24 protein-coding genes are annotated in these 23373 nt (G+C 59.3%); 20 read left to right on the forward strand and 4 right to left on the reverse strand.

The genetic code is table 11. The features are described from left to right. Positions 1 to 467: 467 nt before the first annotated feature. Complete coding sequence (locus tag ACMGEE_RS10935; protein ID WP_436830037.1) at positions 468 to 1379, reverse strand: formate/nitrite transporter family protein; 912 nt, start codon at positions 1377 to 1379, stop codon at positions 468 to 470. A gap of 241 nt (positions 1380 to 1620) precedes the next feature. Between ACMGEE_RS10935 and ccmA the strand changes: the two genes are divergently transcribed. Genes ccmA through mlaA form a run of 10 tightly spaced genes read left to right on the forward strand, consistent with a single transcriptional unit; the run spans position 1621 to position 9296 of the window. Further along, entirely contained in the window at positions 1621 to 2238 is a 618-nt protein-coding gene (gene ccmA, locus ACMGEE_RS10940) for a cytochrome c biogenesis heme-transporting ATPase CcmA (protein WP_253459658.1), read from the forward strand. After that, the gene (gene ccmB / locus ACMGEE_RS10945) at positions 2238 to 2897 is read left to right on the forward strand and encodes a heme exporter protein CcmB (RefSeq protein ID WP_253461261.1); all 660 of its coding nucleotides are present in this window, start codon (positions 2238 to 2240) and stop codon (positions 2895 to 2897) included. Before ccmA ends, ccmB begins: the two co-directional genes overlap by 1 nt. 45 nt (positions 2898 to 2942) lie before the next feature. Next, positions 2943 to 3683 (forward strand): heme ABC transporter permease, encoded by a 741-nt coding sequence (locus ACMGEE_RS10950; RefSeq protein ID WP_253459661.1) that lies wholly within the window; start codon positions 2943 to 2945, stop codon positions 3681 to 3683. Continuing rightward, complete coding sequence (ccmD, locus tag ACMGEE_RS10955) at positions 3680 to 3895, forward strand: heme exporter protein CcmD (RefSeq protein ID WP_301251963.1); 216 nt, start codon at positions 3680 to 3682, stop codon at positions 3893 to 3895. The genes ACMGEE_RS10950 and ccmD overlap by 4 nt, the downstream gene beginning before the upstream one ends. Continuing rightward, positions 3892 to 4356 carry a cytochrome c maturation protein CcmE gene (gene ccmE / locus ACMGEE_RS10960; protein WP_301730521.1) on the forward strand — a complete coding sequence of 155 codons (465 nt, stop codon included), beginning with the start codon at positions 3892 to 3894 and terminating at the stop codon, positions 4354 to 4356. Before ccmD ends, ccmE begins: the two co-directional genes overlap by 4 nt. Then, positions 4353 to 6299: a heme lyase CcmF/NrfE family subunit gene (locus ACMGEE_RS10965; RefSeq protein WP_253459668.1), complete on the forward strand. Its 1947-nt coding sequence runs from the start codon at positions 4353 to 4355 to the stop codon at positions 6297 to 6299. The genes ccmE and ACMGEE_RS10965 overlap by 4 nt, the downstream gene beginning before the upstream one ends. Then, positions 6296 to 6850 (forward strand): DsbE family thiol:disulfide interchange protein, encoded by a 555-nt coding sequence (locus ACMGEE_RS10970; protein WP_253459670.1) that lies wholly within the window; start codon positions 6296 to 6298, stop codon positions 6848 to 6850. The genes ACMGEE_RS10965 and ACMGEE_RS10970 overlap by 4 nt, the downstream gene beginning before the upstream one ends. Next, positions 6847 to 7299 carry a cytochrome c-type biogenesis protein gene (locus ACMGEE_RS10975; protein WP_301251960.1) on the forward strand — a complete coding sequence of 151 codons (453 nt, stop codon included), beginning with the start codon at positions 6847 to 6849 and terminating at the stop codon, positions 7297 to 7299. Before ACMGEE_RS10970 ends, ACMGEE_RS10975 begins: the two co-directional genes overlap by 4 nt. Further along, positions 7296 to 8507 carry a c-type cytochrome biogenesis protein CcmI gene (gene ccmI / locus ACMGEE_RS10980; RefSeq protein ID WP_436830038.1) on the forward strand — a complete coding sequence of 404 codons (1212 nt, stop codon included), beginning with the start codon at positions 7296 to 7298 and terminating at the stop codon, positions 8505 to 8507. Before ACMGEE_RS10975 ends, ccmI begins: the two co-directional genes overlap by 4 nt. Positions 8508 to 8534: 27 nt before the next feature. Beyond that, positions 8535 to 9296 carry a phospholipid-binding lipoprotein MlaA gene (gene mlaA, locus ACMGEE_RS10985; protein WP_253459676.1) on the forward strand — a complete coding sequence of 254 codons (762 nt, stop codon included), beginning with the start codon at positions 8535 to 8537 and terminating at the stop codon, positions 9294 to 9296. Between the two features lie 59 nt (positions 9297 to 9355). On the opposite strand, the gene fadL is transcribed toward mlaA, so the two are convergent. Next, positions 9356 to 10642 (reverse strand): long-chain fatty acid transporter FadL, encoded by a 1287-nt coding sequence (gene fadL / locus ACMGEE_RS10990; RefSeq protein ID WP_253459678.1) that lies wholly within the window; start codon positions 10640 to 10642, stop codon positions 9356 to 9358. Between the two features lie 369 nt (positions 10643 to 11011). On the opposite strand from fadL, the gene ACMGEE_RS10995 reads away from it, so the two are divergent. The 4 genes from ACMGEE_RS10995 to sixA all read left to right on the forward strand — a co-directional run bounded on the left by ACMGEE_RS10995 (position 11012) and on the right by sixA (position 15618). Then, the gene (locus tag ACMGEE_RS10995; protein ID WP_253459680.1) at positions 11012 to 11308 is read left to right on the forward strand and encodes a YfcZ/YiiS family protein; all 297 of its coding nucleotides are present in this window, start codon (positions 11012 to 11014) and stop codon (positions 11306 to 11308) included. Between the two features lie 193 nt (positions 11309 to 11501). Then, on the forward strand, positions 11502 to 12812 hold the full coding sequence (gene fadI, locus ACMGEE_RS11000) for an acetyl-CoA C-acyltransferase FadI (protein WP_301251981.1): 1311 nt from the start codon (positions 11502 to 11504) through the stop codon (positions 12810 to 12812). Continuing rightward, positions 12812 to 14965, forward strand: a complete 2154-nt coding sequence (gene fadJ / locus ACMGEE_RS11005; protein ID WP_253459683.1) for a fatty acid oxidation complex subunit alpha FadJ — start codon at positions 12812 to 12814, stop codon at positions 14963 to 14965. The genes fadI and fadJ overlap by 1 nt, the downstream gene beginning before the upstream one ends. 170 nt (positions 14966 to 15135) lie before the next feature. Next, entirely contained in the window at positions 15136 to 15618 is a 483-nt protein-coding gene (gene sixA / locus ACMGEE_RS11010; RefSeq protein WP_125288302.1) for a phosphohistidine phosphatase SixA, read from the forward strand. A gap of 97 nt (positions 15619 to 15715) precedes the next feature. Here sixA and smrB read toward each other — a convergent pair whose 3' ends face one another. Continuing rightward, positions 15716 to 16267: an endonuclease SmrB gene (smrB, locus tag ACMGEE_RS11015; RefSeq protein ID WP_125288301.1), complete on the reverse strand. Its 552-nt coding sequence runs from the start codon at positions 16265 to 16267 to the stop codon at positions 15716 to 15718. A gap of 172 nt (positions 16268 to 16439) precedes the next feature. Here smrB and prmB point away from each other — a divergent pair, with 172 nt between their 5' ends. The 6 genes from prmB to ACMGEE_RS11045 all read left to right on the forward strand — a co-directional run bounded on the left by prmB (position 16440) and on the right by ACMGEE_RS11045 (position 21132). Beyond that, positions 16440 to 17372, forward strand: a complete 933-nt coding sequence (prmB, locus tag ACMGEE_RS11020) for a 50S ribosomal protein L3 N(5)-glutamine methyltransferase (RefSeq protein WP_253459685.1) — start codon at positions 16440 to 16442, stop codon at positions 17370 to 17372. Between the two features lie 135 nt (positions 17373 to 17507). After that, positions 17508 to 18593 carry a chorismate synthase gene (aroC, locus tag ACMGEE_RS11025; protein ID WP_253459687.1) on the forward strand — a complete coding sequence of 362 codons (1086 nt, stop codon included), beginning with the start codon at positions 17508 to 17510 and terminating at the stop codon, positions 18591 to 18593. A gap of 5 nt (positions 18594 to 18598) precedes the next feature. Then, positions 18599 to 19420 carry a penicillin-insensitive murein endopeptidase gene (gene mepA / locus ACMGEE_RS11030; RefSeq protein ID WP_394149463.1) on the forward strand — a complete coding sequence of 274 codons (822 nt, stop codon included), beginning with the start codon at positions 18599 to 18601 and terminating at the stop codon, positions 19418 to 19420. Positions 19421 to 19429: 9 nt separating this feature from the next. Further along, complete coding sequence (locus ACMGEE_RS11035; protein ID WP_301730514.1) at positions 19430 to 20233, forward strand: sulfite exporter TauE/SafE family protein; 804 nt, start codon at positions 19430 to 19432, stop codon at positions 20231 to 20233. Positions 20234 to 20283: 50 nt separating this feature from the next. Continuing rightward, the gene (locus ACMGEE_RS11040) at positions 20284 to 20826 is read left to right on the forward strand and encodes an elongation factor P hydroxylase (protein WP_253459693.1); all 543 of its coding nucleotides are present in this window, start codon (positions 20284 to 20286) and stop codon (positions 20824 to 20826) included. A gap of 24 nt (positions 20827 to 20850) precedes the next feature. Next, positions 20851 to 21132: a YfcL family protein gene (locus ACMGEE_RS11045; protein ID WP_125288295.1), complete on the forward strand. Its 282-nt coding sequence runs from the start codon at positions 20851 to 20853 to the stop codon at positions 21130 to 21132. A gap of 165 nt (positions 21133 to 21297) precedes the next feature. Here the strand turns inward: ACMGEE_RS11045 and mnmC are convergent, their stop codons facing one another. After that, the gene (gene mnmC, locus ACMGEE_RS11050; protein WP_301251952.1) at positions 21298 to 23307 is read right to left on the reverse strand and encodes a bifunctional tRNA (5-methylaminomethyl-2-thiouridine)(34)-methyltransferase MnmC2/FAD-dependent 5-carboxymethylaminomethyl-2-thiouridine(34) oxidoreductase MnmC1; all 2010 of its coding nucleotides are present in this window, start codon (positions 23305 to 23307) and stop codon (positions 21298 to 21300) included. Positions 23308 to 23373: the final 66 nt, after the last annotated feature.

A 23373-nucleotide genomic window follows, 5' to 3' on the forward strand; every position in this document is an offset into this window, starting at 1 on the left:
GAGTAGCTGAGTAGCTGAGTAGCTGAGTAGCTGAGTAGCTGAGTAGCTGAGTAGCTGAGTAGCTGAGTAGCTGAGTAGCTGAGTAAGCTGGCCGCTGAGTGATTAACGTTGATCTGAACAAGGTTGAGCAAAGAAGCCGTTAGCCGATTAGTGGAAGATAGTTGCGCTGGATCAAGAACTGCGATCTGACAGAGGACTAATGTAAAGCGAATTCAAGCAAGGTTACTCGTTTGTTTAGCTCATAAAAGAGGTCGCTATGTCCCTGAAACTGTCGCTCGGTCTTATCATGCTGGTCTGGCTGGCCTATGTCGCTTTCGCCAGCAATTTCTATATGCACACTTTTGCGCTGTTCAGCTAAAGCCGCCCCATAGCTGGATGCTTTTTCTGAACTGCCCGCCGATAACGGCAGCGCCCCCTATGAGACGACTGCCGCTTAGCGATAACTTTAGCGGCTTGCCGCCAGCCGGTTAACCCTCTTCAGCCTTCTCTTTCTTATCACGCTTTTTCTTCGCTTCGGCTTTCGCTTTCGCCTCCGCTTTAGCGCGGGTGCTCATATCGTTGCGGATCTGCGCGTGGCTAATCAGTGCAAAAATAAAGGTGCCGCCGATAATATTGCCGACCAGCGTAGGAAGAGCAAAAGGCCATAAAAATTCCTGCCAGCTGATAAGACCGTTAAAGACCAGATAAAGGACTTCTACCGAACCCACCACGATATGCGCCAGGTCGCCCAGCGCCACCAGCCAGGTCATCAGCACAATTACCCAAATTTTCGCGTTGCCGGCGGAAGGAAACATCCAGACCATCGTAGCGATAATCCAGCCGGAGATCACCGCATTGGCAAACATCTCGCCCGGCGTGTTTTCCATCACTTTCTGGCTGATAGCCACAAAAGCCTGCCGCGTGGCATCGTCAAAGATCGGCATATGGGTAAAGGCCAGCGAAGCCAGCGCCGTTCCGATCAAATTGCCGAACAGCACTACGGCCCACAGCCTCAGCAGCAGGACCAGATTGCCGCCGGTTGGTTTGTGCATAACCGGCAGTACGGCGGTCACGGTGTTCTCTGTAAACAGCTGCTGGCGCGCCATAATGACAATGATAAAACCAAAGGTGTAGCCAAGATTTTCCAACAGAAAAGCGCCGGGCACGTCGTCAAGATGCGCCTGAAAAATCCCTTTCGCCATCAGCGAGGCGCCCATAGAAAGCCCCGCAGCGATAGCCGAAAACAGCAGCGCCAGTCCGTCGCGCTCCAGCTCTTTCTCGCCGTCCTGGCGTATCTCCTCATGGATAGCCGCCGCACGCGAGGGCAGCGCTTCCTCATCCACCTCTATCTCTTCTCCTTCACGTTCTTCACTCTCGACTTCCACATTATCTTCTTTCATTCTTCCTGCTCCCGTAATCGACACTCTGCCTAAGCGTAGCGGGTTTTAGCGTTGCTGAAATGTAACTGCGTTTCAGAATAAACGTAACAAGGATTTAACGAAGCGGCATTTTTCGCCATTAAGCGGCCTGCACAGGGCATAATAGCGGCAACTTAAGCATCCAGTGATACCGCGCAGGCTGCGATACCATTATCAGCTGTGGTACTATTTCACGCACTATTAACAAGCGCGATGCCACCTGATGCTCCAGGCCCACAATCTGACCTGCGTTCGTGATGAACGTATGCTGTTCAGCGAACTCAGTTTTACCGTTTCCGCAGGCGATATCGTTCAAATAGAAGGCGCCAACGGCGCGGGAAAAACCTCGCTGCTGCGCATTCTGGCGGGCTTAAGCCGGGCTGAGCAGGGCGAGGTGCTTTGGCAGCAGCAGCCTGTGCGCAAACAGCGAGAAGTCTGGCACCGCGCGTTACTCTATCTGGGGCATCAGCCCGGCGTGAAAGCGGTGCTGACCGCACGGGAAAATCTGCAATTTTTTCATGCGCTGGAGCCGGAAGAAAAACTGTGGCAGGCGCTGGAAGAGGTCGACCTGGCGGGATATGAAGAGGTGCCTGTCGCGCAGCTTTCCGCGGGACAGCAGCGTCGCGTTGCGCTGGCCAGGCTCTGGCTGAGCCGTTCCCCGCTGTGGATCCTTGATGAGCCGCTGACCGCTATAGATAAATCAGGCGTGACAAAGCTGATGGCGCTGTTTGCCCGTCATGCCGATAATGGCGGTTCAGTGATCCTGACCACCCATCAGGAGCTGCCGGGATCGGCGCAGCGCGTGCGCAAAATTCGGCTTTCCGTCACGGAGGCGGGATGATGATCGGACGCATTATTATGCGGGAGCTGCGCGTGGCTTTTCGTAGCGGCGCGGAAGTGGTTAATCCGCTGTGGTTTTTCCTGATCGTTATTACGCTGTTTCCGCTGGGGATTGGTCCCGAACCGCAGCTATTAGCGCGTATCGCGCCGGGCATTGTCTGGGTCGCGGCGCTGCTCTCTTCGCTGCTGGCGCTGGAAAGGCTGTTTCGCGATGATTTTATCGATGGTTCGCTGGAACAGCTGCTGCTGTTGCCGACGCCGCTGCCGATAACGGTATTGGGGAAAGTGATCGCGCACTGGCTGGTGACCGGCCTGCCGCTGCTGCTGCTTTCGCCGCTGGTGGCGCTGCTGCTGTCGCTGGATTTCGCCACCTGGCGTGCGATGGCGCTTTCTCTGCTGTTGGGCACCCCGACGTTAAGTTTCCTGGGCGCGATAGGCGTAGGATTAACGGTCGGGCTGCGACGCGGCGGCGTTTTACTGAGCCTGCTGGTGCTGCCGCTGGCGGTGCCGGTACTGATTTTCGCCTCGGCGGCCATTGACGCTGCGGGAATGGGCCTGGCGATAAACGGCCAGCTGGCCATCCTCGGCGCGATGCTGGTCGCCAGCGCAACACTGGCGCCTTTCGCTACGGCTGCGGCACTGCGGGTTAGCGTACACTAACAATAACAGACAGAAACGCGTTTCTTTTTAGATGAGCAATTAACAATGTGGAAATGGTTACATCAGTCAGGGAAGCCCGACAGGCTTTACCAGTTATGTGGTCGCCTGCTGCCCTGGTTTGCAGTTGCCGCGACGGTTACGTTAGCCACCGGCTGGATATGGGGATTTGGTTTTGCGCCGTCCGACTATCAGCAGGGCGACAGCTATCGCATCATTTATATTCATGTTCCCGCCGCGATGTGGTCAATGGGTATCTACGCCGCCATGGCGATTGCCGCGTTCACCGGCCTGGTCTGGCAGTGGAAAACGGCCGATCTTGCCGCTGCGGCGATGGCGCCCGTCGGCGCGGTGTTCACCTTTATCGCGCTGGTCACCGGCTCCGCCTGGGGGAAGCCGATGTGGGGAACCTGGTGGATCTGGGATGCGCGCCTGACCTCGGAACTGGTGCTGCTGTTCCTCTATATGGGCGTAATCGCGCTTTATAACGCCTTTGACGATCGCCGTATGGCGGGCCGGGCGGCCGGCATCCTTGTCCTGGTGGGCGTGGTAAACCTGCCGATAATCCACTATTCGGTGCAGTGGTGGAATACGCTGCATCAGGGCTCTTCCGGCGTCTTCCAACAGGCGATAGCGCCTTCCATGCGCACGCCTTTACGTTGGGCTATTGCGGGCTTCTGGCTGCTGTTTATCTCGCTGACGCTGATGCGTCTGCGTAATTTGCTGCTGTTGAGCGAGCGCCATCGTCCCTGGGTAAGGGAAGTGGCGGAAAAAGGAGCGCGCCAATGACGGCTTTCTCATCCTGGCAGGCCTTCTGGGCGATGGGCGGCTACGCCTTTTACGTCTGGCTTGCCGTCGCCTGCACGCTGATGGCGCTGGGCGCGCTGGTGCTGCACACCATCATTAGCCGTCGGCGGCTGTTGGCCGACATTCGCCAGCGCGAGTCGCGGGAGCGCCGCATCAAAGCGGCAAAAATGAAAAAGCAGGGAGCATCATCGTGAATACCCGTCGTAAAAATCGCCTGCTCGTAGCGATTGCCATCCTGGCCGGACTCGGGCTGGCGACCGCGCTGGTTATGTATGCGTTACGTTCGAATATCGATCTGTTCTACACCCCCAGCGAAATCCTGAACGGCAAAGGCGAAAGCCAGCAAAAACCGACGCCGGGCCAGCGTCTGCGCGTCGGCGGCATGGTGATGCCCGGCAGCGTCAAGCGCGATCCCAACACGTTACAGGTTTCCTTTAAACTCTACGACGCTAACGGCGTGGTCAGCGTGAGCTATCTTGGCATCCTGCCGGATCTGTTCCGGGAAGGGCAGGGCGTAGTCGCGCAGGGCGTGCTGGAGCAGGGCAACCTGGTCGAAGCGAAAGAAGTGCTGGCGAAGCATGATGAAAAATACACGCCGCCGGAAATTGAGGATGCGATGAAAAAGAACCATAAGATTGCGGTGAACCAGCCATGATACCGGAAATCGGCAGTTTTCTGCTTGCACTGGGCGTGGCGCTGGCGCTGCTGCTGAGCATCTATCCCCTGTGGGGCGCTTCCCGTCAGGACAGACGGCTGATGGGGCTGGCCAGGCCGCTGAGCTACGCGCTGTTCGCCTGCGTGCTCGCCGCTTTTATCGTGCTGGTGCACGCCTTTGTGGTGAATGATTTCAGCGTCGCTTACGTCGCCACCAACTCCAACACGCTACTGCCGGTCTACTACCGCATTGCGGCGACCTGGGGCGCGCACGAAGGTTCGCTGCTGCTGTGGCTGCTGCTGCTCAGCACCTGGACGCTGGCGGTCGCGTTGTTCAGCCGCGCGATGCCGCTGGATTCCGTGGCCCGCGTGCTGGCCGTCATGGGCATGATCAATCTTGGCTTTTTGCTGTTTATCACGCTGACCTCAAACCCGTTTACCCGCACGCTGCCTGACTTCCCGATCGACGGCAGCGATCTTAACCCGATGCTGCAGGATATCGGCCTGATCTTCCATCCGCCGCTGCTTTATATGGGCTACGTCGGCTTCTCCGTGGCTTTCGCTTTTGCCATCGCCTCGCTGATGACGGGCAGGCTGGATACCGCCTGGGCGCGCTGGTCGCGTCCCTGGACCACGGCGGCCTGGGTTTTTCTGACCGTCGGTATCGTGCTCGGCTCGGCATGGGCCTATTACGAGCTTGGCTGGGGCGGCTGGTGGTTCTGGGATCCGGTAGAAAACGCCTCCTTTATGCCGTGGCTGGCGGGTACGGCGCTGATCCACTCGCTGGCGGTAACGGAAAAGCGCGGCACCTTTAAGGCCTGGACGGTGCTGCTGGCTATCACCGCGTTTTCGCTCAGCCTGCTGGGGACGTTCCTGGTGCGTTCGGGCGTGCTGATTTCGGTGCACTCTTTCGCCTCCGATCCGGCGCGCGGCATGTTTATCCTGGCTTTTCTGGTGATCGTTATCGGCAGTTCGCTGCTGCTGTACGCCATCAAAGGCAGCAAGGTGCGCGGCCGCGTACAGAACGAGCTTTGGTCGCGCGAATCCTTCCTGCTGGGCAACAATATTCTGCTGATTGCCGCCATGCTGGTGGTGCTGCTCGGCACGCTGCTGCCTTTGGTGCACAAGCAGCTGGGCCTGGGCAGCATCTCTATCGGCGAACCTTTCTTTAATACGCTGTTCACCTGGCTGATGGCGCCGCTGGCGCTGCTGTTGGGCATCGGGCCGCTGGTGCGCTGGCGTCGCGACGAGCCGCAAAAGCTGTGGAAGCGGCTGGCGCTGGCGCTGGTTGCCACGCTGGCGTTGTCCATTTTGCTGCCGTGGCTGATGCAGGACAGCATTGAAGCGATGACGGTAGTGGGACTGCTGATGTCGCTGTGGGTTATCTTCCTGACGCTGATGGAGCTGCACGAGCGCGCTACCCATCGCCATCGCTTTTTCACCGGGCTGCGTCACCTTTCACGCAGCCACTGGGGCATGGTGCTGGGGCATCTTGGCGTCGCCGTGACCGTTATCGGCATCGCTTTCAGCCAGAACTACAGCGTGGAGCGCGATGTCCGTATGCGTGCGGGCGATACGGTTGATATCCATAACTATCACTTTATCTTTCGCGATGTGCGTAACCTACAGGGCGCAAACTACACCGGCGGCGTGGGCATCATCGACGTAACGCGCAACGGCAAGCATGAAGCAACGCTGCATGCCGAAAAGCGCTACTACAGCGTGGCGCACACTATGATGACCGAAGCGGCAATCGACGGCGGCTTTACGCGCGATCTCTACGCGGCGCTGGGCGAAGAGCTGGAGGATAATTCCTGGGCGGTGCGTATCTATTACAAACCATTCGTGCGCTGGATCTGGTTCGGTGGCCTGTTTATGGCGGCCGGCGGCATATTATGCCTGCTCGATCCGCGCTATCGCTCGCGTAAAAAGGTGCCGGCATGAAAAAGACCCTTTATATTCCGCTGGCGCTGTTTCTGCTGCTGGCCGCCGCGCTGATGTGGCAACTCACCCGCAACGCCAACGGCGACGATCCGACAAAGCTGGAATCGGCGCTGGTAGGCAAGCCCGTACCGGTTTTCCGGCTGGAATCGCTGGACAGGCCCGGCAAAATCTACGACCAGTCGGTACTGCATGACGGTAAACCGATCCTGCTCAACGTCTGGGCGACCTGGTGTCCTACCTGTCGCGCCGAACACCAGTATCTCAATACGCTGGCGGTACAGGGCATCCGCGTCGTGGGGCTGAACTACAAGGACGATCGCAGCAAGGCCGTTAACTGGCTCAACTCGCTGGGTAATCCTTATGCGTTGAGTCTCTACGATGGCGACGGTATGCTGGGGCTTGATTTGGGCGTCTACGGCGCGCCTGAAACCTTTTTAATCGATGGCAAAGGGATTATTCGCTATCGCCACGCCGGGGATATGAACGACCGGGTATGGAACAGCGAAGTAAAGCCATTGTGGGATAAATACAGCAAGGAAGCAGGCCAATGAAACGCGTTTTACTTCTCGCCGCACTGATCTTCTCTTTCGGCGTACTGGCGGACAACATAGACACCTACCGATTCTCATCGGTAACCCAGGAGCAGCAGTACCGGCATCTGACGGAATCGCTGCGCTGCCCCAAATGCCAGAACAACAGCATTGCGGATTCAAACGCGATGATTGCCGCCGATATGCGGCTGAAGGTTTATCAGCTGCTGCAAAGCGGCCAGACGCCGGAGCAGGTCAAAGCCTGGATGGTGGCGCGCTACGGTAATTTCGTCACTTACGAGCCGCCGGTGATGGCCTCCACGCTGATCCTGTGGGCTGGCCCCGTGCTGTTTGTAGTCGCGGGCGCGGTGGTGATGGTACTACGCAGCAGAAAACGCACCGGTTCCGGGCTGGATGCGGAGCAGCAGGCGCGGCTTGACGCGCTGTTAAATAACAGGAAGCAACCATGAGTGAATTCTGGCTCACCGTTCTGGCTTTACTGGTGGCCGCCAGTACGCTGCTGCTGATCGCCGGAGGCCGCAAGCGCGCGGCGCTGGCGACAGACCGTGACACGCTGAACAAAACTTTTTACCATCAGCGCCTTCAGGAGCTGGAGCAGGACGAAGCGCAGGGCGTCGTGGCAGAGCGCGCGGAGATGATCCGCGAGCTACAGCAGACGCTGCTGCTGGACATTCCTCAGGAAGCGCCAACCCACGAGCGCGCGCTCAGCCGCTGGGTCTTGTTGCCCGGCGTGGTGATTCTGGTGGTCGTCAGCCTGGGCGTCTATTTCAAAACCGGCGGCTTTGCGCAGGTGCTTGCCTGGCAGCAGGTCAATAACGAACTGCCCGCGCTGCGGGCGCAGCTGATGGATCCGCAGGCAAAGCCGCTGACAATGGAACAGCTGGCCCGGCTTGGGCTGGGGATCCGCACCTCGCTGCAACAGGATCCGCGCAACGTAAGCGACTGGCTGATGCTGGGCCGTATCGGCATGGTGCTGAACAACGCCGCTACGGCAACCCAGGCTTTTCGCCGCGCCATGCAGCTTGCTCCCACGGATCCGGAAGTAAAGCTAAGCTACGCCGATGCCCTGACGCGCTCGCAGGATCCGCAGGATAATCGCCAGGCAACGGCTATGCTCAACGAGATGGTGAAAAGCGACGGCGACAATATTCGCCTGCTCAGCCTGTTGGCATTTAATGCTTTTAGCCAGCAGCGTTACGCGCAGGCCACAGCGGTCTGGCAAAAGATGTTACAATTGTTACCGGCCGACGATAAGCGGGTGGCGGCGATCCGCCGCAGCATCGAGCAGGCTAAAACCGAGTCCGGCGGACAAACCAGCCGCCTGGCGCTGACCGTGACGCTGGCCGCCGGCGCGGAAAAGCAGCTGCCCGAAGGCGGCATGCTCTATATTTCTGTTTCCGACGGCGTGGCGAAAGTGCCGGTGGCGGTGAAAAGAGTGCCGTTGAGCCATTTCCCGCTCTCGCTAACGCTGGATGACAGCAACGCCATGATGCCGGAGCGTCTGCTCTCGGCGCAGCATCAGGTTCAGGTGCGCGTGCGCATCTCGCGAGACGGCAGCGCCAATCCGCAGGCCGGCGACTGGTTCGGTGCCAGCGCGGTCACGCCTTTCGATGGTCATCAACAGCTGGCCGTTGAGATTAACCAACAGCAGCCGTAGTCGGCTTGATTTAACAGGGAGAGAGAGATGAACTACCGCGTGATGGGCGTGGCGTTGGCCAGCGTACTGCTGATTGGCTGCGCCAGTTCGCAGACGGCGGATGAACCCCAGGGGCGCTCCGATCCCCTGGAAGGGTTCAACCGCACGATGTTCGACTTTAATTACAACGTGCTGGATCCCTATGTTGTTCGTCCCGTCGCCGTCGCCTGGCGCGATTACGTGCCGGTGCCCGCGCGCAGCGGCCTGAGCAACTTTCTCGGCAACCTGAGCGAGCCGTCTACCATGGTGAACTACTTTATTGAGGGCAAGCCCTATAAAGCGATGATCCACTTTAACCGCTTCTTCCTGAATACCATTCTGGGTCTGGGCGGCTTTATCGACGTGGCCGGCATGGCCAACCCGACGCTGGCGAAGGAAGAGCCGCGCCGTTTCGGCAGCACGCTGGGCAACTATGGCGTGGGTTATGGCACCTATGTTGAATTGCCGGGCTACGGCAGCTTTACGCCGCGTGAAGACGTGGGCGGCATGGTCGACGATCTTTATGCACCGCTGAGCTGGCTGACCTGGTGGATGACCGCCGGTAAGTGGGCGCTGGAAGGCGTGGAAACCCGCGCGCAGCTGCTGGATTCCGACGCTATTCTGCACAACAGCAAAGATCCCTATGCCTTTGTCCGCGCGGCCTATTTCCAGCGCCACGATTTCCTTGCCAGCGACGGCAAGCTGATCCCGCAGGAAAACCCGAACGCCGCCGCCATTCAGGGCGATTTGGACGATATCGACGCCAACTGATTTGCCGCATGCTGTTTGCAAAAAAGGCCCGAATCGGGCCTTTTTTATTGGCTTAAGCCTCAGAACTTGTAGTTAAAGTTAGCGCCGTAAAGCCAGGCTTTGCCGGTGGAACGGAAAGTATAGGGGCCTTCCTCTACCGTGACGTGCTGGCCGTGCATATAAGAAAGCCCCACGTCCACGGACGCATCCTGATTAAAGGCGTAGGACGCGCCGGTGCTTAGCCACAGGCGATCCTGATCGGGGATAGAGATGGAGCGCTGATCGGCAGGTACCGGGCTGTCATCAAACGCGATACCGGCGCGAAACGTCCAGTTATCATCGTAGAAGTAGGACGTGCCCAGCGCGAGGCGGTAAGCATCCTTATAGCTCTCTTCCTTATAGAACAGCGTCTGACCGCCGCTGCCGGTGGCCTTCAACTCCTGGAACTGGCTCCAGCTGGTATAGGTCAGGCTGTAGTGTACGGCCCACTGCGGGGCAACTTTATGGTAGCCCGAGACTTCCCACATTTCCGGCAGGTTTAGCGTCAGCGCGCCGGGAATGGTCGATCCGCTGGTGCCATAGGGCAGGCCCAGGTTAAGCGCCTGATTAAGCGGGTTGATAGCGCCCGGAATGCTGCTTTTATAGTCGCCGTCGAAATCGACTTTAACCTCGGAACGGTAAGTAAAGCCGAAGCGGTTATCCTCATCCACTTCGTACAGGATGCCCGCGTTCCAGCCGTAGCCCCACTCATCGCCCTTCAGGTGCGCAATTTGCGTATCGGTTGGAAAGCCCAGCGCGCGGCCCGCTTCGCCTGCGTAACGTTCAATCTTCGCGCGCGCATAGACGGCATCAAAGCCGACGCCAAAGCTGAAATGCTGATTCAGTCTATAAGCGGTGCTTAAGTTAAAGTTAACGGTTTGCAGATCCGTTTTACCGGCATACGGCCCGGCGGCGTAATCATTATTAAATTCCGTCGCCAGTCCATAATTAGCGGTCGCGGACGCGCCCAGCCACCACTGGTCGTTTAGCGGCTGCACGTAATGGAGATTGGGCACCCACTGCGTGGGCGCGATATTGTCCGCGTTCAGACTCTGGCCGGACAGGCTGCTGGTGCCGTCAATACTGACGCCCGGATCGATAAAAACCGCGCCTGCCGAAAACATTGGACGATCCATCAACGCCATGGTCGCCGGGTTACGGCTGGCGGAAGCGGCGGTATCGCCCATTGCGCCTTCGCCAGAATAGGCACGACCTAATCCGGCAGAGGAAAATTCATGAAGTTGAAAGCCGGCTGCAAAAGCATGGGAAGAAACAATGGCCACTGCGGCTGCAAGAGCAGACTTCGCAAACAGGTTTTTATGGTTCATGACCACAACCTCTTTATCTGATTTTATTAATACCGTTACGCAGGCAACGGCAGGACGCTACAGAGGGGCTGAAAGACGGCTAACTAATCAGACCAGTGGCCCCAGTATAGGTCTGGCCCCTGTAGTTGTTGCAATATTGTTTTATAAATATTTCTAAATTGATCAATAAAAAGCGATCTGCTTAACAAAAACCTGCGAGTCACAACAGGCGGCGTTGAGTCTAGCCTGTTTCAGATCAAATTTATCTTTGATTTTCATTACCGGATGACGCTTATTCACTGAATCACCGGACAGAAAAAAAGGGCAGGCGTAGAATAAAAGCATTATGACCTTAAGTCCGCCCCGAGCGGCCGCTAACCGGAGGATCTTATGACCCACGCCATCAATAAATGTAGCGCCAACGAAACCGCCGCCTGTTGCTGTGTGGATGTCGGTACTATCATGGATAACACCGACTGCACAGCCAGCTGGCGTCACCTGTACGAAAATCGCCAGCAGGCTGAAGCCGCCCTGCAGGAGCTTATCGGCAAGGCGCGCCAGGTGGAATCCGAACCTTGCGATATCGTCGGCCGTTTCGAAGAGAAGCCGGACGGCGTGCAGCTGGATGCAGATTTTACTTTTAGTTGCCAGGCAGAAACGATGATCTTTCAGCTGGCGCTGCGCTAATTGTTCAACGCGGAACCGCCGGGCCTGGCCCGGCATTCTTAAAAAAATGAGTGGGCTACGCCCGCTCATGGTTCCCAAAACCGTGGTTTCCCTCGCACTTTTCTTTTCCACATTATGCAAAATGTAAAAATCTGGTTAACAATAAACAGGTCTGACCTCTTTTGGCAGTGATGCCGCTGATTTTTACAGGTGAATAATGAAAGCGCTCCCCTTGCTGACGCGTCAGGGTCAACGCATAGCGATAACGCACGGTTTACGCACCCCTTTTGCTCGCCAGGCCACGGCGCTTCAGGCTATCCCGGCTATTGAGCTGGGGCGAATGGTGGTCAGCGAACTGCTGGTACGCAGCGATATCCCGCCCGACGTTATTGAACAGCTGGTGTTTGGCCAGGTGATCCAGATGCCCGAAGCGCCGAATATCGCGCGCGAAATCGTCCTCGGCACTTCCTTAGGTGTACATACCGACGCCTATAGCGTAAGCCGCGCCTGCGCCACCAGTTTCCAGGCCGTCGCTAACGTGGCCGAAAGCCTGCTGGCCGGCACCATTCAGGCCGGTATTGCAGGCGGCGCGGACTCCGCTTCCGTCTTGCCCATCGGCGTCAGCAAACAGCTGGGCCGCGTGCTGGTGGACCTCAGTAAAACCCGCTCTCTGGTACAAAAATTACGGCTGCTCAGCCAGCTTCGCCCGCGCGATTTGCTGCCCGTGCCGCCTGCCGTAGCGGAATATTCCACCGGCCTGCGCATGGGCGATACCGCAGAACAGATGGCGAAAAGCTACGGCATCACGCGCGAGCAGCAGGACGCGCTGGCGCATCGTTCGCACCTGCGTGCGGCAAAGGCCTGGGAAGAGAACAGGCTGGCGCAGGAGGTAATGACGGCCTGGGTGCCGCCGTGGCGCAGCCCTTTACAGCAGGATAACAACGTGCGTCTGCATTCCAGCCTGAAAGATTATGCCCGGCTACGTCCCGCTTTCGACCGTAAACACGGTACGGTAACGGCGGCTAACAGCACGCCGCTCACCGACGGCGCGGCAGCGGTAGTACTGATGACGGAAGCGCGCGCCAGAGAGCTGGGCATTACGCCGCTGGGCTATCTGCGCAGCTACGCCTTCACCGCCATCGGCGTGCAGGAGGATATGCTGCTTGGCCCGGCCTGGGCATCGCCGCTGGCGCTCGACAGAGCAGGCATTACCCTGAAGGATTTAACGCTTATTGATATGCACGAGGCATTTGCGGCCCAGACGCTGGCCAACCTCAACATGTTCGCCGATGAGCGGTTCGCTCGTGAAGTCCTGAACCGGCCTCATGCGCTGGGCGAGGTGGACGAAGAAAAATTTAACGTGCTGGGCGGCTCTATCGCCTATGGACATCCTTTTGCCGCGACCGGCGCACGCATGATCACCCAGACGCTGCACGAGCTACGGCGTCGCGGCGGCGGCCTGGGGCTGGTCACGGCCTGCGCCGCTGGCGGTCTTGGTGCGGCTATGGTTCTGGAGGCGGAATAATGACGGCATCCGCATTTACATTCAGCCTGCGTGCCGACAACGTGGGCGTCATTACTTTCGATGTGCCGGGTGAAAAGCTCAATACGCTAAAGGCAGAATTCGTCGGGCAGATCCGGGAAGTGATTGCGCAGGCGCGTCGTCAGCCGGAGCTGGCTGGCCTGGTTTTTATCTCCGGCAAGCCGGACAGTTTTATCGCGGGCGCGGATATCACCATGATTGCTGCCTGCCGCTCGGCAGAAGAGGCGGCTGCGCTGGCGCGACAGGGGCAAAAGGTCATGGCAGAGATCGCCGCCTTGCCTTTTCCGGCGGTGGCCGCCATTCACGGCGCCTGTCTGGGCGGCGGGCTGGAGTTGGCGCTGGCCTGCCACCAGCGCGTCTGCACGCTGGACGAGAAAACGCGGCTGGGCCTGCCGGAAGTGCAGCTGGGCCTTTTGCCCGGCTCCGGCGGCACGCAGCGGCTGCCCAGGCTGATTGGCGCCTCTCACGCGCTGGATCTGATGCTGACCGGCAAAACGCTGCGTGCAAAGCAGGCGTTAAAGCTGGGCCTGGTGGAAGAGGCCGTGCCGCAGACAATTCTGCTGGAAACGGCGGTGGACATGGTGCTCAGAGGCCGACAGCCGCGCCGCGTGCTGCCATTGAGCGAGCGGATGCTTAACGCGCCCATGGGACGCGCGTTGCTCTTTAAGATGGCGACCAGACGGGCGGAAGCGAAAACGCGCGGTAACTATCCGGCCACGCGCAAAATTCTTTCGGTGGTGCGTACCGGCCTGCAGCAGGGCCGTAGCGCCGGTTACGCCGCCGAGGCTAAAGCGTTCGGCGAGCTGGCGATGTCGCCGGAATCCATCGCGCTGCGCGGCCTGTTCTTTGCGACCACGGAAATAAAGAAAGAGAGCGGGGCACAGGCGGCGCCGCAAGAGGTGAAATCCGTTGCGGTGCTGGGCGGTGGACTGATGGGCGGCGGCATTGCTTACGTCACCGCCTGTCGGGGAAATCTGCCGGTGCGCATCAAAGATGTGCGGCCGGAAGGGATTACGCATGCGCTGAAATATAGCTGGGATCTGCTGGAGAAAAAGATCGCGCGCCGCCAGCTGACGCCGGGTCAGCGCCAGCGGCAAATGGCCCTGATTAGCGGCGGCCTGGACTATCAGGGATTTCGGCGTCGCGACCTGGTGATCGAAGCGGTATTTGAAGACCTTTTTTTGAAGCAGAAAATGGTGGCGGAAGTGGAGGCCAACGCGTCGCCCGACACGATTTTCGCCTCCAATACTTCCTCGCTGCCGATTAGCGATATCGCCGCGCACGCCCGCCGCCCGGAGAATGTTATCGGGCTGCACTATTTCAGCCCGGTCGACAAAATGCCGCTGGTGGAGGTTATCCCCCACGCGCAGACCAGCGAGCAAACCCTCGCTACCACGGTAAAGCTGGCGAAATTGCAGGGCAAAACGCCGATAGTGGTGGCGGACAGCGCCGGGTTTTACGTTAACCGTATTCTGACGCCGTGCATCAACGAGGCGCTGCGCTGCCTGCTGGAAGGCGAGCCGATAGAAAACATTGATGAGGCGCTGGCGGACTTCGGCTTTCCCGTCGGGCCGATCCAGCTATTGGATGAGGTCGGCATCGATACGGGCGCCCATATCCTGCCGGTGCTGGCCGCAGCCTGGGGCGAACGCTTTCAGGCGCCGCCCGCGCTGGACGCCGTCCTGAACGATAACCGCAAGGGACGCAAAAACGGGCGGGGATTTTATCGCTACGGCAAGAAAGGGGGCGGCAAAAAACGGCCCGATGCGACAATTTATAAATTACTGAACGTTCATCCAAAAGCGCACCTGAGCAAAGAGCTTATCGCGCGACGCTGCGTAATGATGTTGCTGAATGAAGCGGCGAGGGCCTTTGATGAAAACGTGATTCGCTGCGCGCGCGACGGCGATATTGGTGCGGTATTCGGGATAGGTTTTCCGCCGTTTACCGGCGGCCCGTTCCGCTATATGGACGCGCTGGGCGCGGGGCAGATAGTGGCGCAGCTGGAACAGCTTTCCCGCACCTGCGGCGCGCGTTTTACCCCCTGCGAACGCCTGCAAAAAATGGCGCAAACGGGAGAAACCTTTTACAAAACTACAGGTAAGGCGAATACCCAGCCTGTTTCAACGGGTTAGAACGGACGCTTCTGAAAGGTGCTGATAACCGTTTGTCAACAGGCGGTTATTTAGTAAACAATCGGTTGACTTGCCTTCTGGCATTAGGGTACAACACAGCGTTCATTCACAGAGTGAAGAGTCGGAAAACCTGATTTTCCGGCGTTTATGTTTAATAACAGCGGTGCAATATGCAAGTTTTCATTATGCGTCACGGCGATGCGGCACTGGATGCAGCCAGTGATGCGGTAAGGCCTTTGACCCACTGCGGCTGCGACGAGTCGCGGCAGATGGCAGGCTGGCTCAACGGTCAGAAAGTGGATATCGATCGGGTGTTGGTCAGTCCCTATTTGCGAGCTGAGCAGACGCTCTCTACGGTACGTGAAGCGCTGATCCTGCCCGTGGAGCAGGAAGTGCTGCCGGAGCTGACGCCGGGCGGCGATCCGGCGCTGGTGGCCTGCTATCTTCAGGCGTTGGCGAAGGAAGGCGTCAAAGCGGTGCTGGTGATTTCCCATCTGCCTCTGGTGGGCTATCTGGTGTCCGAGCTTTGCCCGCAGGAAACGCCGCCGATGTTCGCCACTTCCGCCATCGCCAGCGTCACGCTGAACGACGAAAGCGGCTGCGGCAAGCTGGAATGGCAGGTCAGCCCTGGACGGCTGGCAAAAGCGATGTGATCGCACCGGGCCGGTTGAACCGGCCTGCTTCGTGGCTGGCGTCGCGTCGTAAGATAAAGCGGCCAGCCCCAACGCTGTTCGCCGGGAGGCGGCCTGACTAAGGCAGCTCCGGCGGCTGCCACTCTTCTACTTCAATCAGCACCAGCAAAGCGGCATCGCCGCCAAACATTTTCGGCGCCTGATGAAAGGCCATCACCATAGGATGCTGCGCCAGCCACAGCGGCGTCTGCTGCTTGAGCACGTGCTTGCCGTGACCGTGCATCACGCTGGCGCAAAAGATATGCTCGCGGCGGCAGGCGGCTATCAGCGCGCCCAACTCCTCTTTTGCCTGTTTCTGCGTCAGCCCGTGCAAATCCAGAAAAATCTCCGGCGTATAGTCGCCTCGCCTGAGCTTCTTCAGCTCGTAATGGCTGACGTCGCTTCTGACGTAGCGCACTGGCCCTTCAGCGGACAGCAGAGGCTGAAACTCATCGGAAAAATAGTGGCTGTTGTCTATCTGCTCGGACAGCAGGCGCTTTTGCGGCACCTGCGAGAATGTTTTCCGCAATGGCTTATGCACTATCGTGTCCTGAGCCAGCTTACGCGTGCCGGTCATTAATCCACGGAACAGCGCTTCATCTTCGGCGCTCAGGGGCTGTTTTTTACTCATCTGATCCTCAGGCGGCACGCGGCGGCGGGATTTTTAACAATAATCCCATCAGTTTACCCTGTCTAATCCCTGCAAATAAACAAATGTCAGTTTTTTCACGCCTGCGCGCTGGATTCTCGTCAGCTTCATGGCAAACTAGCTGCCGAGTTGAGTTTGGCCTGTGGAGGGCACTTTGGACAAAATTTTCGTTGATGAGGCAGTCAGTGAGCTGCATACCATCCAGGATATGCTGCGCTGGACGGTGAGTCGGTTTGCCGCCGCGGAGATCTGGTACGGCCACGGCACCGATAACCCCTGGGACGAAGCCGTTCAGCTGGTGCTGCCCACGCTGTATCTGCCGCTGGATATCCCGGAAGATATGCGTACCGCGCGCCTGACTTCCAGCGAGCGTCACCGCATTGTCGAGCGCGTTATTCGCCGCATCAACGAGCGTCTTCCCGTCGCCTATCTGACCAACAAAGCCTGGTTCTGCGGCCACGAGTTTTACGTGGATGAACGCGTGCTGGTGCCGCGCTCGCCGGTCGGCGAACTGATCAATGACCGCTTCGCCGGCATTATCGCGCATGAACCCAGCCATATTCTGGATATGTGCACCGGCAGCGGCTGCATTGCCATCGCCTGCGCCTATGCCTTCCCGGAAGCGGAAGTGGACGCCGTAGATATTTCTGCGGACGCGCTGGCCGTGGCCGAGCAGAATATCACCGCGCACGGTATGGATCATAACGTGACGCCGATCCGCTCCGATCTGTTCCGCGATCTGCCAAAGACCCCTTACGATCTGATCGTCACCAATCCGCCCTACGTGGATGAAGAGGATATGGGCGATCTGCCGGAGGAATATCAGCACGAGCCGGAGCTGGGGCTGGCCGCCGGGCGCGACGGCCTGAAGCTGGCGCGCCGCATTCTGGCCTGTGCGCCGGACTACCTGAGCGAAGAAGGCGTGCTGGTCTGCGAAGTGGGCAACAGCATGGTGCATATGATCGAACAGTATCCCGACGTGCCGTTCACCTGGCTGGAATTCGCCAACGGCGGCGACGGCGTATTTATGCTGACCCGCGAGCAAATTGTTGCTGCGCAACATCATTTCGGCATTTATAAAGACTAAAAAACATCACAGGCATCCCCGGCGCAGGCGGTTTTGCTCCGATCAGCGCGGAAACCGTAGCCTGTGCACGGATTTCGCGCTGGCCGGAACGGAAGCGGCAAACGGGATGGCCTCCTGAAAAGTTCAGAGGACTTCATGGCTGGTAATACGATTGGACAGGTTTTCCGCGTCACCACCTTTGGTGAATCGCACGGGCTGGCGCTGGGCTGTATTGTCGACGGCGTGCCGCCCGGCATCCCCCTGACGGAAGCCGATTTGCAGCACGATCTGGATCGCCGCCGTCCCGGCACCTCACGCTACACCACCCAGCGCCGCGAGCCGGACCAGGTCAAAATCCTCTCCGGCGTGTTTGAAGGCGTCACCACCGGCACCAGCATCGGCCTGCTGATTGAAAATACCGACCAGCGCTCGCAGGATTACGGCGCCATCAAAGACGTCTTCCGTCCCGGCCACGCCGACTATACCTATGAACAAAAGTACGGCCTGCGCGACTATCGCGGCGGCGGGCGCTCTTCCGCGCGTGAAACCGCTATGCGTGTGGCGGCGGGCGCTATCGCCAAAAAATACCTCGCCCTGAAGCACGGCGTGAAGGTGCGCGGCTATCTGGCGCAGATTGGCGACGTGGCCTGCGAGCTGAAGGACTGGGATCAGGTGGAACAGAACCCGTTCTTCTGCCCGGATCCGTCAAAAATCGAGGCGCTGGACGAGCTGATGCGCGCGCTGAAGAAAGAGGGCGATTCTATCGGCGCTAAAGTCTCCGTAATGGCGGAGAACGTGCCGGTTGGCCTGGGCGAGCCGGTTTTCGATCGTCTGGACGCGGATCTGGCGCATGCGCTGATGAGCATTAACGCGGTGAAAGGCGTGGAAATCGGCGACGGCTTTGCCGTGGTCAACCAGCGCGGCAGCGAACATCGTGATGAAATTCGCGCGGGCGGCTTTCAGAGCAACCACGCGGGCGGCATTCTGGGCGGCATCAGCAGCGGCCAGCCGATCCTGGCGACGCTGGCGATGAAGCCAACGTCCAGCATTACCGTGCCGGGCAAAACCATTACCCGCACGGGCGAAGAAACGGAAATGATCACCAAAGGCCGTCACGATCCCTGCGTAGGGATCCGCGCCGTGCCGATCGCGGAAGCCATGATGGCGATCGTGCTGATGGATCATTTACTGCGTCATCGCGGACAGAATGCGGACGTGCAGACGAACATTCCACGCTGGTAATCACCATGAAAAAGACGCTGTTCGCGCTTTGCGGCCTGCTGCTCAGCGCTTCCACGCTGGCGGCTACGCCCTGGCAATCGATCCGGCAGCCAATAAACGGCGCGCCGCACGCTATCGGCTCTTTCGCCAACGGCTGTATCGTCGGCGCGCAGGCGCTGCCGCTTAACGATCCGACCTATCAGGTGATGCGTCAGGACCAGCGTCGCTTTTATGGTCATCCCGATCTGATCCTGTTTATTCAGCGGCTGGGCGCTCAGGTGCATAATTTGCAGCTGGGCGAGGTGCTGATTGGGGATATGGGCATGGCGGCGGGCGGTCGCTTCAGCAGCGGCCACGCCAGCCACCAGACCGGGCTGGATGTTGATATCTGGCTGCAGTTACCGCAGACGCGCTGGAGCTCACAAATGCTGCTGAAGCCGCAGCCGCTGGATCTGGTGGCGGCAGACGGGAAAAACGTGGTGGCGCGCCACTGGCAGCCGCAGATCGACAGCCTGATCAAGCTGGCGGCAAAAGATGACGACGTCACGCGTATCTTTGTGAATCCGGCGATTAAAAAACAGCTCTGCGCCGATGCGGGCAGCGATCGCGACTGGCTGCGCAAGGTACGCCCATGGTTCGGCCATCGGGCGCATATGCACGTGCGCCTGCGCTGTCCTACGGACAGCCTGGAGTGCCAGGATCAGCCCGCGCCGCCGCCAGGGGATGGCTGTGGCGCAGAGCTGGCAAGCTGGTTCGCGCCGCCAAAACCTTCCGGCGCGCCGATAAAACGCGAGCCGCCGCCGTTGCCGCCTTCCTGTCAGGCGCTTCTGGATAACCATCAGCTTTAGGAAGAAAAAATGGAATGGTTTGCCGTCAGCCCGCTGCTGCTTGGGCTACTGTTTTGCATCGCCGTGCTGGCCGCTTTTATCGATTCTATCGCCGGCGGCGGCGGGCTGCTGACCGTACCGGCGCTGCTGGCGGCCGGGCTTTCTCCGGCGCAGGCGCTGGCGACCAACAAGCTTCAGTCCGTCGGCGGCTCTTTTTCCGCCAGCCTCTATTTTATTCGGCGCAAGGCGGTGGATCTTAAAGCGCAGCGGCTGAATATCCTGATGGCGTTTATCGGCTCGATTCTCGGCGCAATGCTGATCCAACACATTCAGCCGGGGCTGCTGCGCCAGGTGCTGCCGCTGCTGATTATCTCGATCGGCCTCTATTTTCTGCTGATGCCTAAGATCGGCGAAGAAGATCGCCATCGTCGCCTGCACGGCCTGCCGTTTGCGCTGGTGGCGGGCGGCTGCGTCGGCTTTTATGACGGCTTTTTCGGGCCGGGCGCAGGCTCCTTCTATGCGCTGGCCTTCGTCACGCTTTGCGGTTTTAACCTGGCGAAATCTACCGCGCATGCCAAGGTGCTGAATTTGACCTCTAACCTGGGCGGCCTGCTGTTTTTTATTTTCGGCGGCAAAGTGGTGTGGGGCACCGGCCTGATTATGCTGCTCGGCGCCATTTGCGGCGCACGGCTCGGCGCACGGCTGGTGCTGAGCCGGGGGCAGCAGCTGATCCGCCCGATGGTGGTCACCGTTTCCATTGTCATGAGCGCTAAGCTGCTCTACGACAGCCACGGCGCAGAGATCGCCGCCTGGTTTCACCATCTGTTTAGCTGAATCTTAATGTTGACGCGTCGCAAGACGTGAAATTTTTGCAGAAGAGAACAATGCGTACTCACGACTATTCGCAGCTGATCGAGATTTTCGACCGCTGTTTTTTTGACGATTTTCAGACCCGCCTGGTGAAGGGCGATGACGAACCCATCTACCTGCCCGCCGATGAGGAAGTCAGCTATCACCGCGTGGTGTTCGCCCACGGCTATTACGCCAGCGCGCTGCATGAAATCTCCCACTGGTGTATCGCCGGAGCCGAGCGGCGCAAGCTGGTGGATTTCGGCTACTGGTATTGTCCCGACGGCCGTGACGCCATGACGCAAGGCCAGTTTGAAGCGGTGGAGGTCAGGCCGCAGGCGCTGGAATGGCTGTTTTGTGTAGCGGCGGGCTTTCCCTTCAACGTAAGTTGTGACAATCTCAATGGCGATTTCGAGCCGGACCGCATTGCGTTCCAGCGCAAGGTACACGCGCAGGTAATGGCTCATCTGGAAAAGGGAATTCCGTCACGGCCAGCCCGTTTTATCACCGAACTGGGTCGCTACTACTCAACGCCGCCGCTGACCGCAGCGCAGTTTCCCTGGCCGGAAGATCTCTGACCAGCATGGTAAATAAGGAATTGTATGATTGATGAATTTGAAGCGCGTATCCTGGCCCTGATCGATAACATGGTGGAGAGCGCCAGCGATGACGAGCTGTTCGCCAGCGGCTATCTGCGCGGGCATCTGACGCTGGCCGTGGCCGAAATTGAGCAGTCGGGCGAGCACACGCCGGAAGCGCTGCAAATCCAGGTGCTGAACAGCCTGGAGACGGCGATCCACGCCGGAGAGCTTTCGCCGCGCGACCAGGCGCTGGTGCTGGGCATGTGGGATAATTTGTTCCTGCAGGCGCGCCATCCCTCCTGATCCCTGACGGCGCCGTCGGCAACAAGCAAGGCCGCCGTGATTTTAGCGGCCTGATGCGTCCGGCGTCTCCGGTTTCCAGTCTGCCCTGGGCGGCATCCCCAATTTCCTGTCTGCTCTACGCGACGTCTCCGGTTTTCTGTCTGCCCTCCGGGGCGGCAGCGGCTTTCAGCCTGCCGCCTTCACCGCTTTACCTTTCAGCAGCTTGCGCACCCAGTAGCGATTAGGATGGGTGGCCGCCAGCGTCTGCCTGTCCAGCGGGATCGGTTCGCCGCACAGCTCCGCCGCCAGCGCTTCTGCCGCCAGCGGCGCGCTGCATAATCCCCTGGAGCCTAACGCGCCCAGCACAAACAGGCCGCGCCAGAGGGGCGCCGGCTGCGCCGTGGCTTTGTTTTGCGCCAGATCTGCGTATTGCGCCAGCGTTTGCTGATAGTCCGGCAGCGGGCCAATCATCGGCAGATGATCGCGGGTGGCGCAGCGCACGCCGTTGCGGGCGCTGCCTGCGCTAACGTCCACTTCGCGAGGCCATTCCGCCTCCGGCAGACAGCGGAGCAGCCGCTCGCGGTTTTCCTGCTGATCTTCTTCGCGATAGGCGGTAGCGCTGTCGGCGCGATGATAGCTTGCGCCGATACAGTGCTGCTGATTATGCGGATTAACCGGCGTCAGATAGCCGTCGTAGCATAAAACCTGTTTAAGCTGGCCCAGCGCGGGCGTAGTCGGGATATGGCTGACCTGGCCGCTGACGGCATAGGCGGGCAGCTTTTCACTCTGCGGCAGCGCGGTCAGCGCGTGGCCGGTCGCCAGCACCACGTTGCGGTGAGTCTGCGCGGGCCGATCGGCAAAATCGAGCTGCCAGCCCGTCGGTGTTGCGGACAGTGCGGTCAGCCTGTGATGCCAGCTCGTAATCAGCCCCTGCTGCTGCGCCAGCGCAAACAGCGCAGGCGTCAGCTGGGCGGGTGAGAGCCAGCCGCCAGCCGGATAGGTAATGCCGCCAAAGCCGGTTTCCACCCCGCACAGCGCTTCGGCTTCCTGCCTGTCCACACCGCGAGCGATGGTTTCCGGCAGCTGCATGGTCAGCATTTTAGTGATTTTGTCCGCGCTTTTTTCATCCCAGCCCAGCTGGGTAACGCCACACCACTCGTGATCGAACGCGACCGGCAGGCTATCGTAAACACGACGGGCAAAGGTAAATGCGGCCGGAAAAAAGCGCGCCAGCGCCGGATCGTGATGGTTCAGCAGCGGATAAAGCGCGCCCTGGCGGTTGCCGGAAGCGCCCCGGGCCGGTTCGCCGTCGGCGCTGTAGAGCGTGACTTTTTTACCGCGACGCAGCAGCGCCAGCGCCAGCAGCGCGCTGGCCACGCCGCCGCCGATTACCGCAATGTCGTCGCCTTCCGCCGCCGGACGGTGATACCACGGCGCTTCGGCTGGCGCGTCGATAGCGTTCTCCAGCACGCCCGCCAGCATTTCCCGTTTGGGGCCGAAGCCTTTACGCTTGCCGACGGTAAAACCCGCCTCCTGCAATCCGCGCCGCACAAAGCCTGCCGAGGTAAAGGTGGCCAGCGTGCCGCCGGGACGCGCCATTTTCGCCATGCAGGCGAACAGTGCCGGCGTCCACATGTCAGGATTTTTCGACGGCGCAAAGCCATCCAGAAACCAGGCGTCGACCTGATGATTGAGGCTGTCATCGAAGGTCGGGATCAGCTGGTTAATATCGCCGAACCAGAGATCGAGCGTGACGCGACCCTCGGCCAGCAGCAGCCGGTGACAGCCGGGCAGGGCGGCTGGCCACTGTTCGCGCAGCGCGCGCGCGTATGCTGCCAGTTCAGGCCAGCTTTGATGCGCGCTGGCGAGATCGTTGACGCTGAGCGGATACTTTTCACAGCTGATAAAGTGCAGGCGCTGCAAACGAGCCTGCGGCTGCTCGGCGCAAAAGCGCTCGAAAGCCTGCCAGAGCGTTAAAAAATTCAGGCCGGTGCCAAAACCGGTTTCCGCCGTGATAAACAGGTCGCGAGAATGGTGCGCAAAACGGTCGGGCAAGCCGTTGCCGCCAAGAAACACGTGACGCGTTTCCTCCAGGCCGTTTGCGTCGGAAAAATAGACGTCGCCAAAGGTTCGGGATACAGGTGTACCCTGTTCATTCCAGCTTAGTTCTGCATACTCTATTGGGGCGCTGTTCACGGCAAAAGCTCAGTTATCTCGCGGTGCGGCGATTGTAACTCTGGGGGTACGCCTACGCAAATTTAC

The sequence above is a fragment of the Erwinia artemisiae genome (assembly GCF_051400835.1).
Taxonomy (GTDB): domain Bacteria; phylum Pseudomonadota; class Gammaproteobacteria; order Enterobacterales; family Enterobacteriaceae; genus Erwinia; species Erwinia aeris.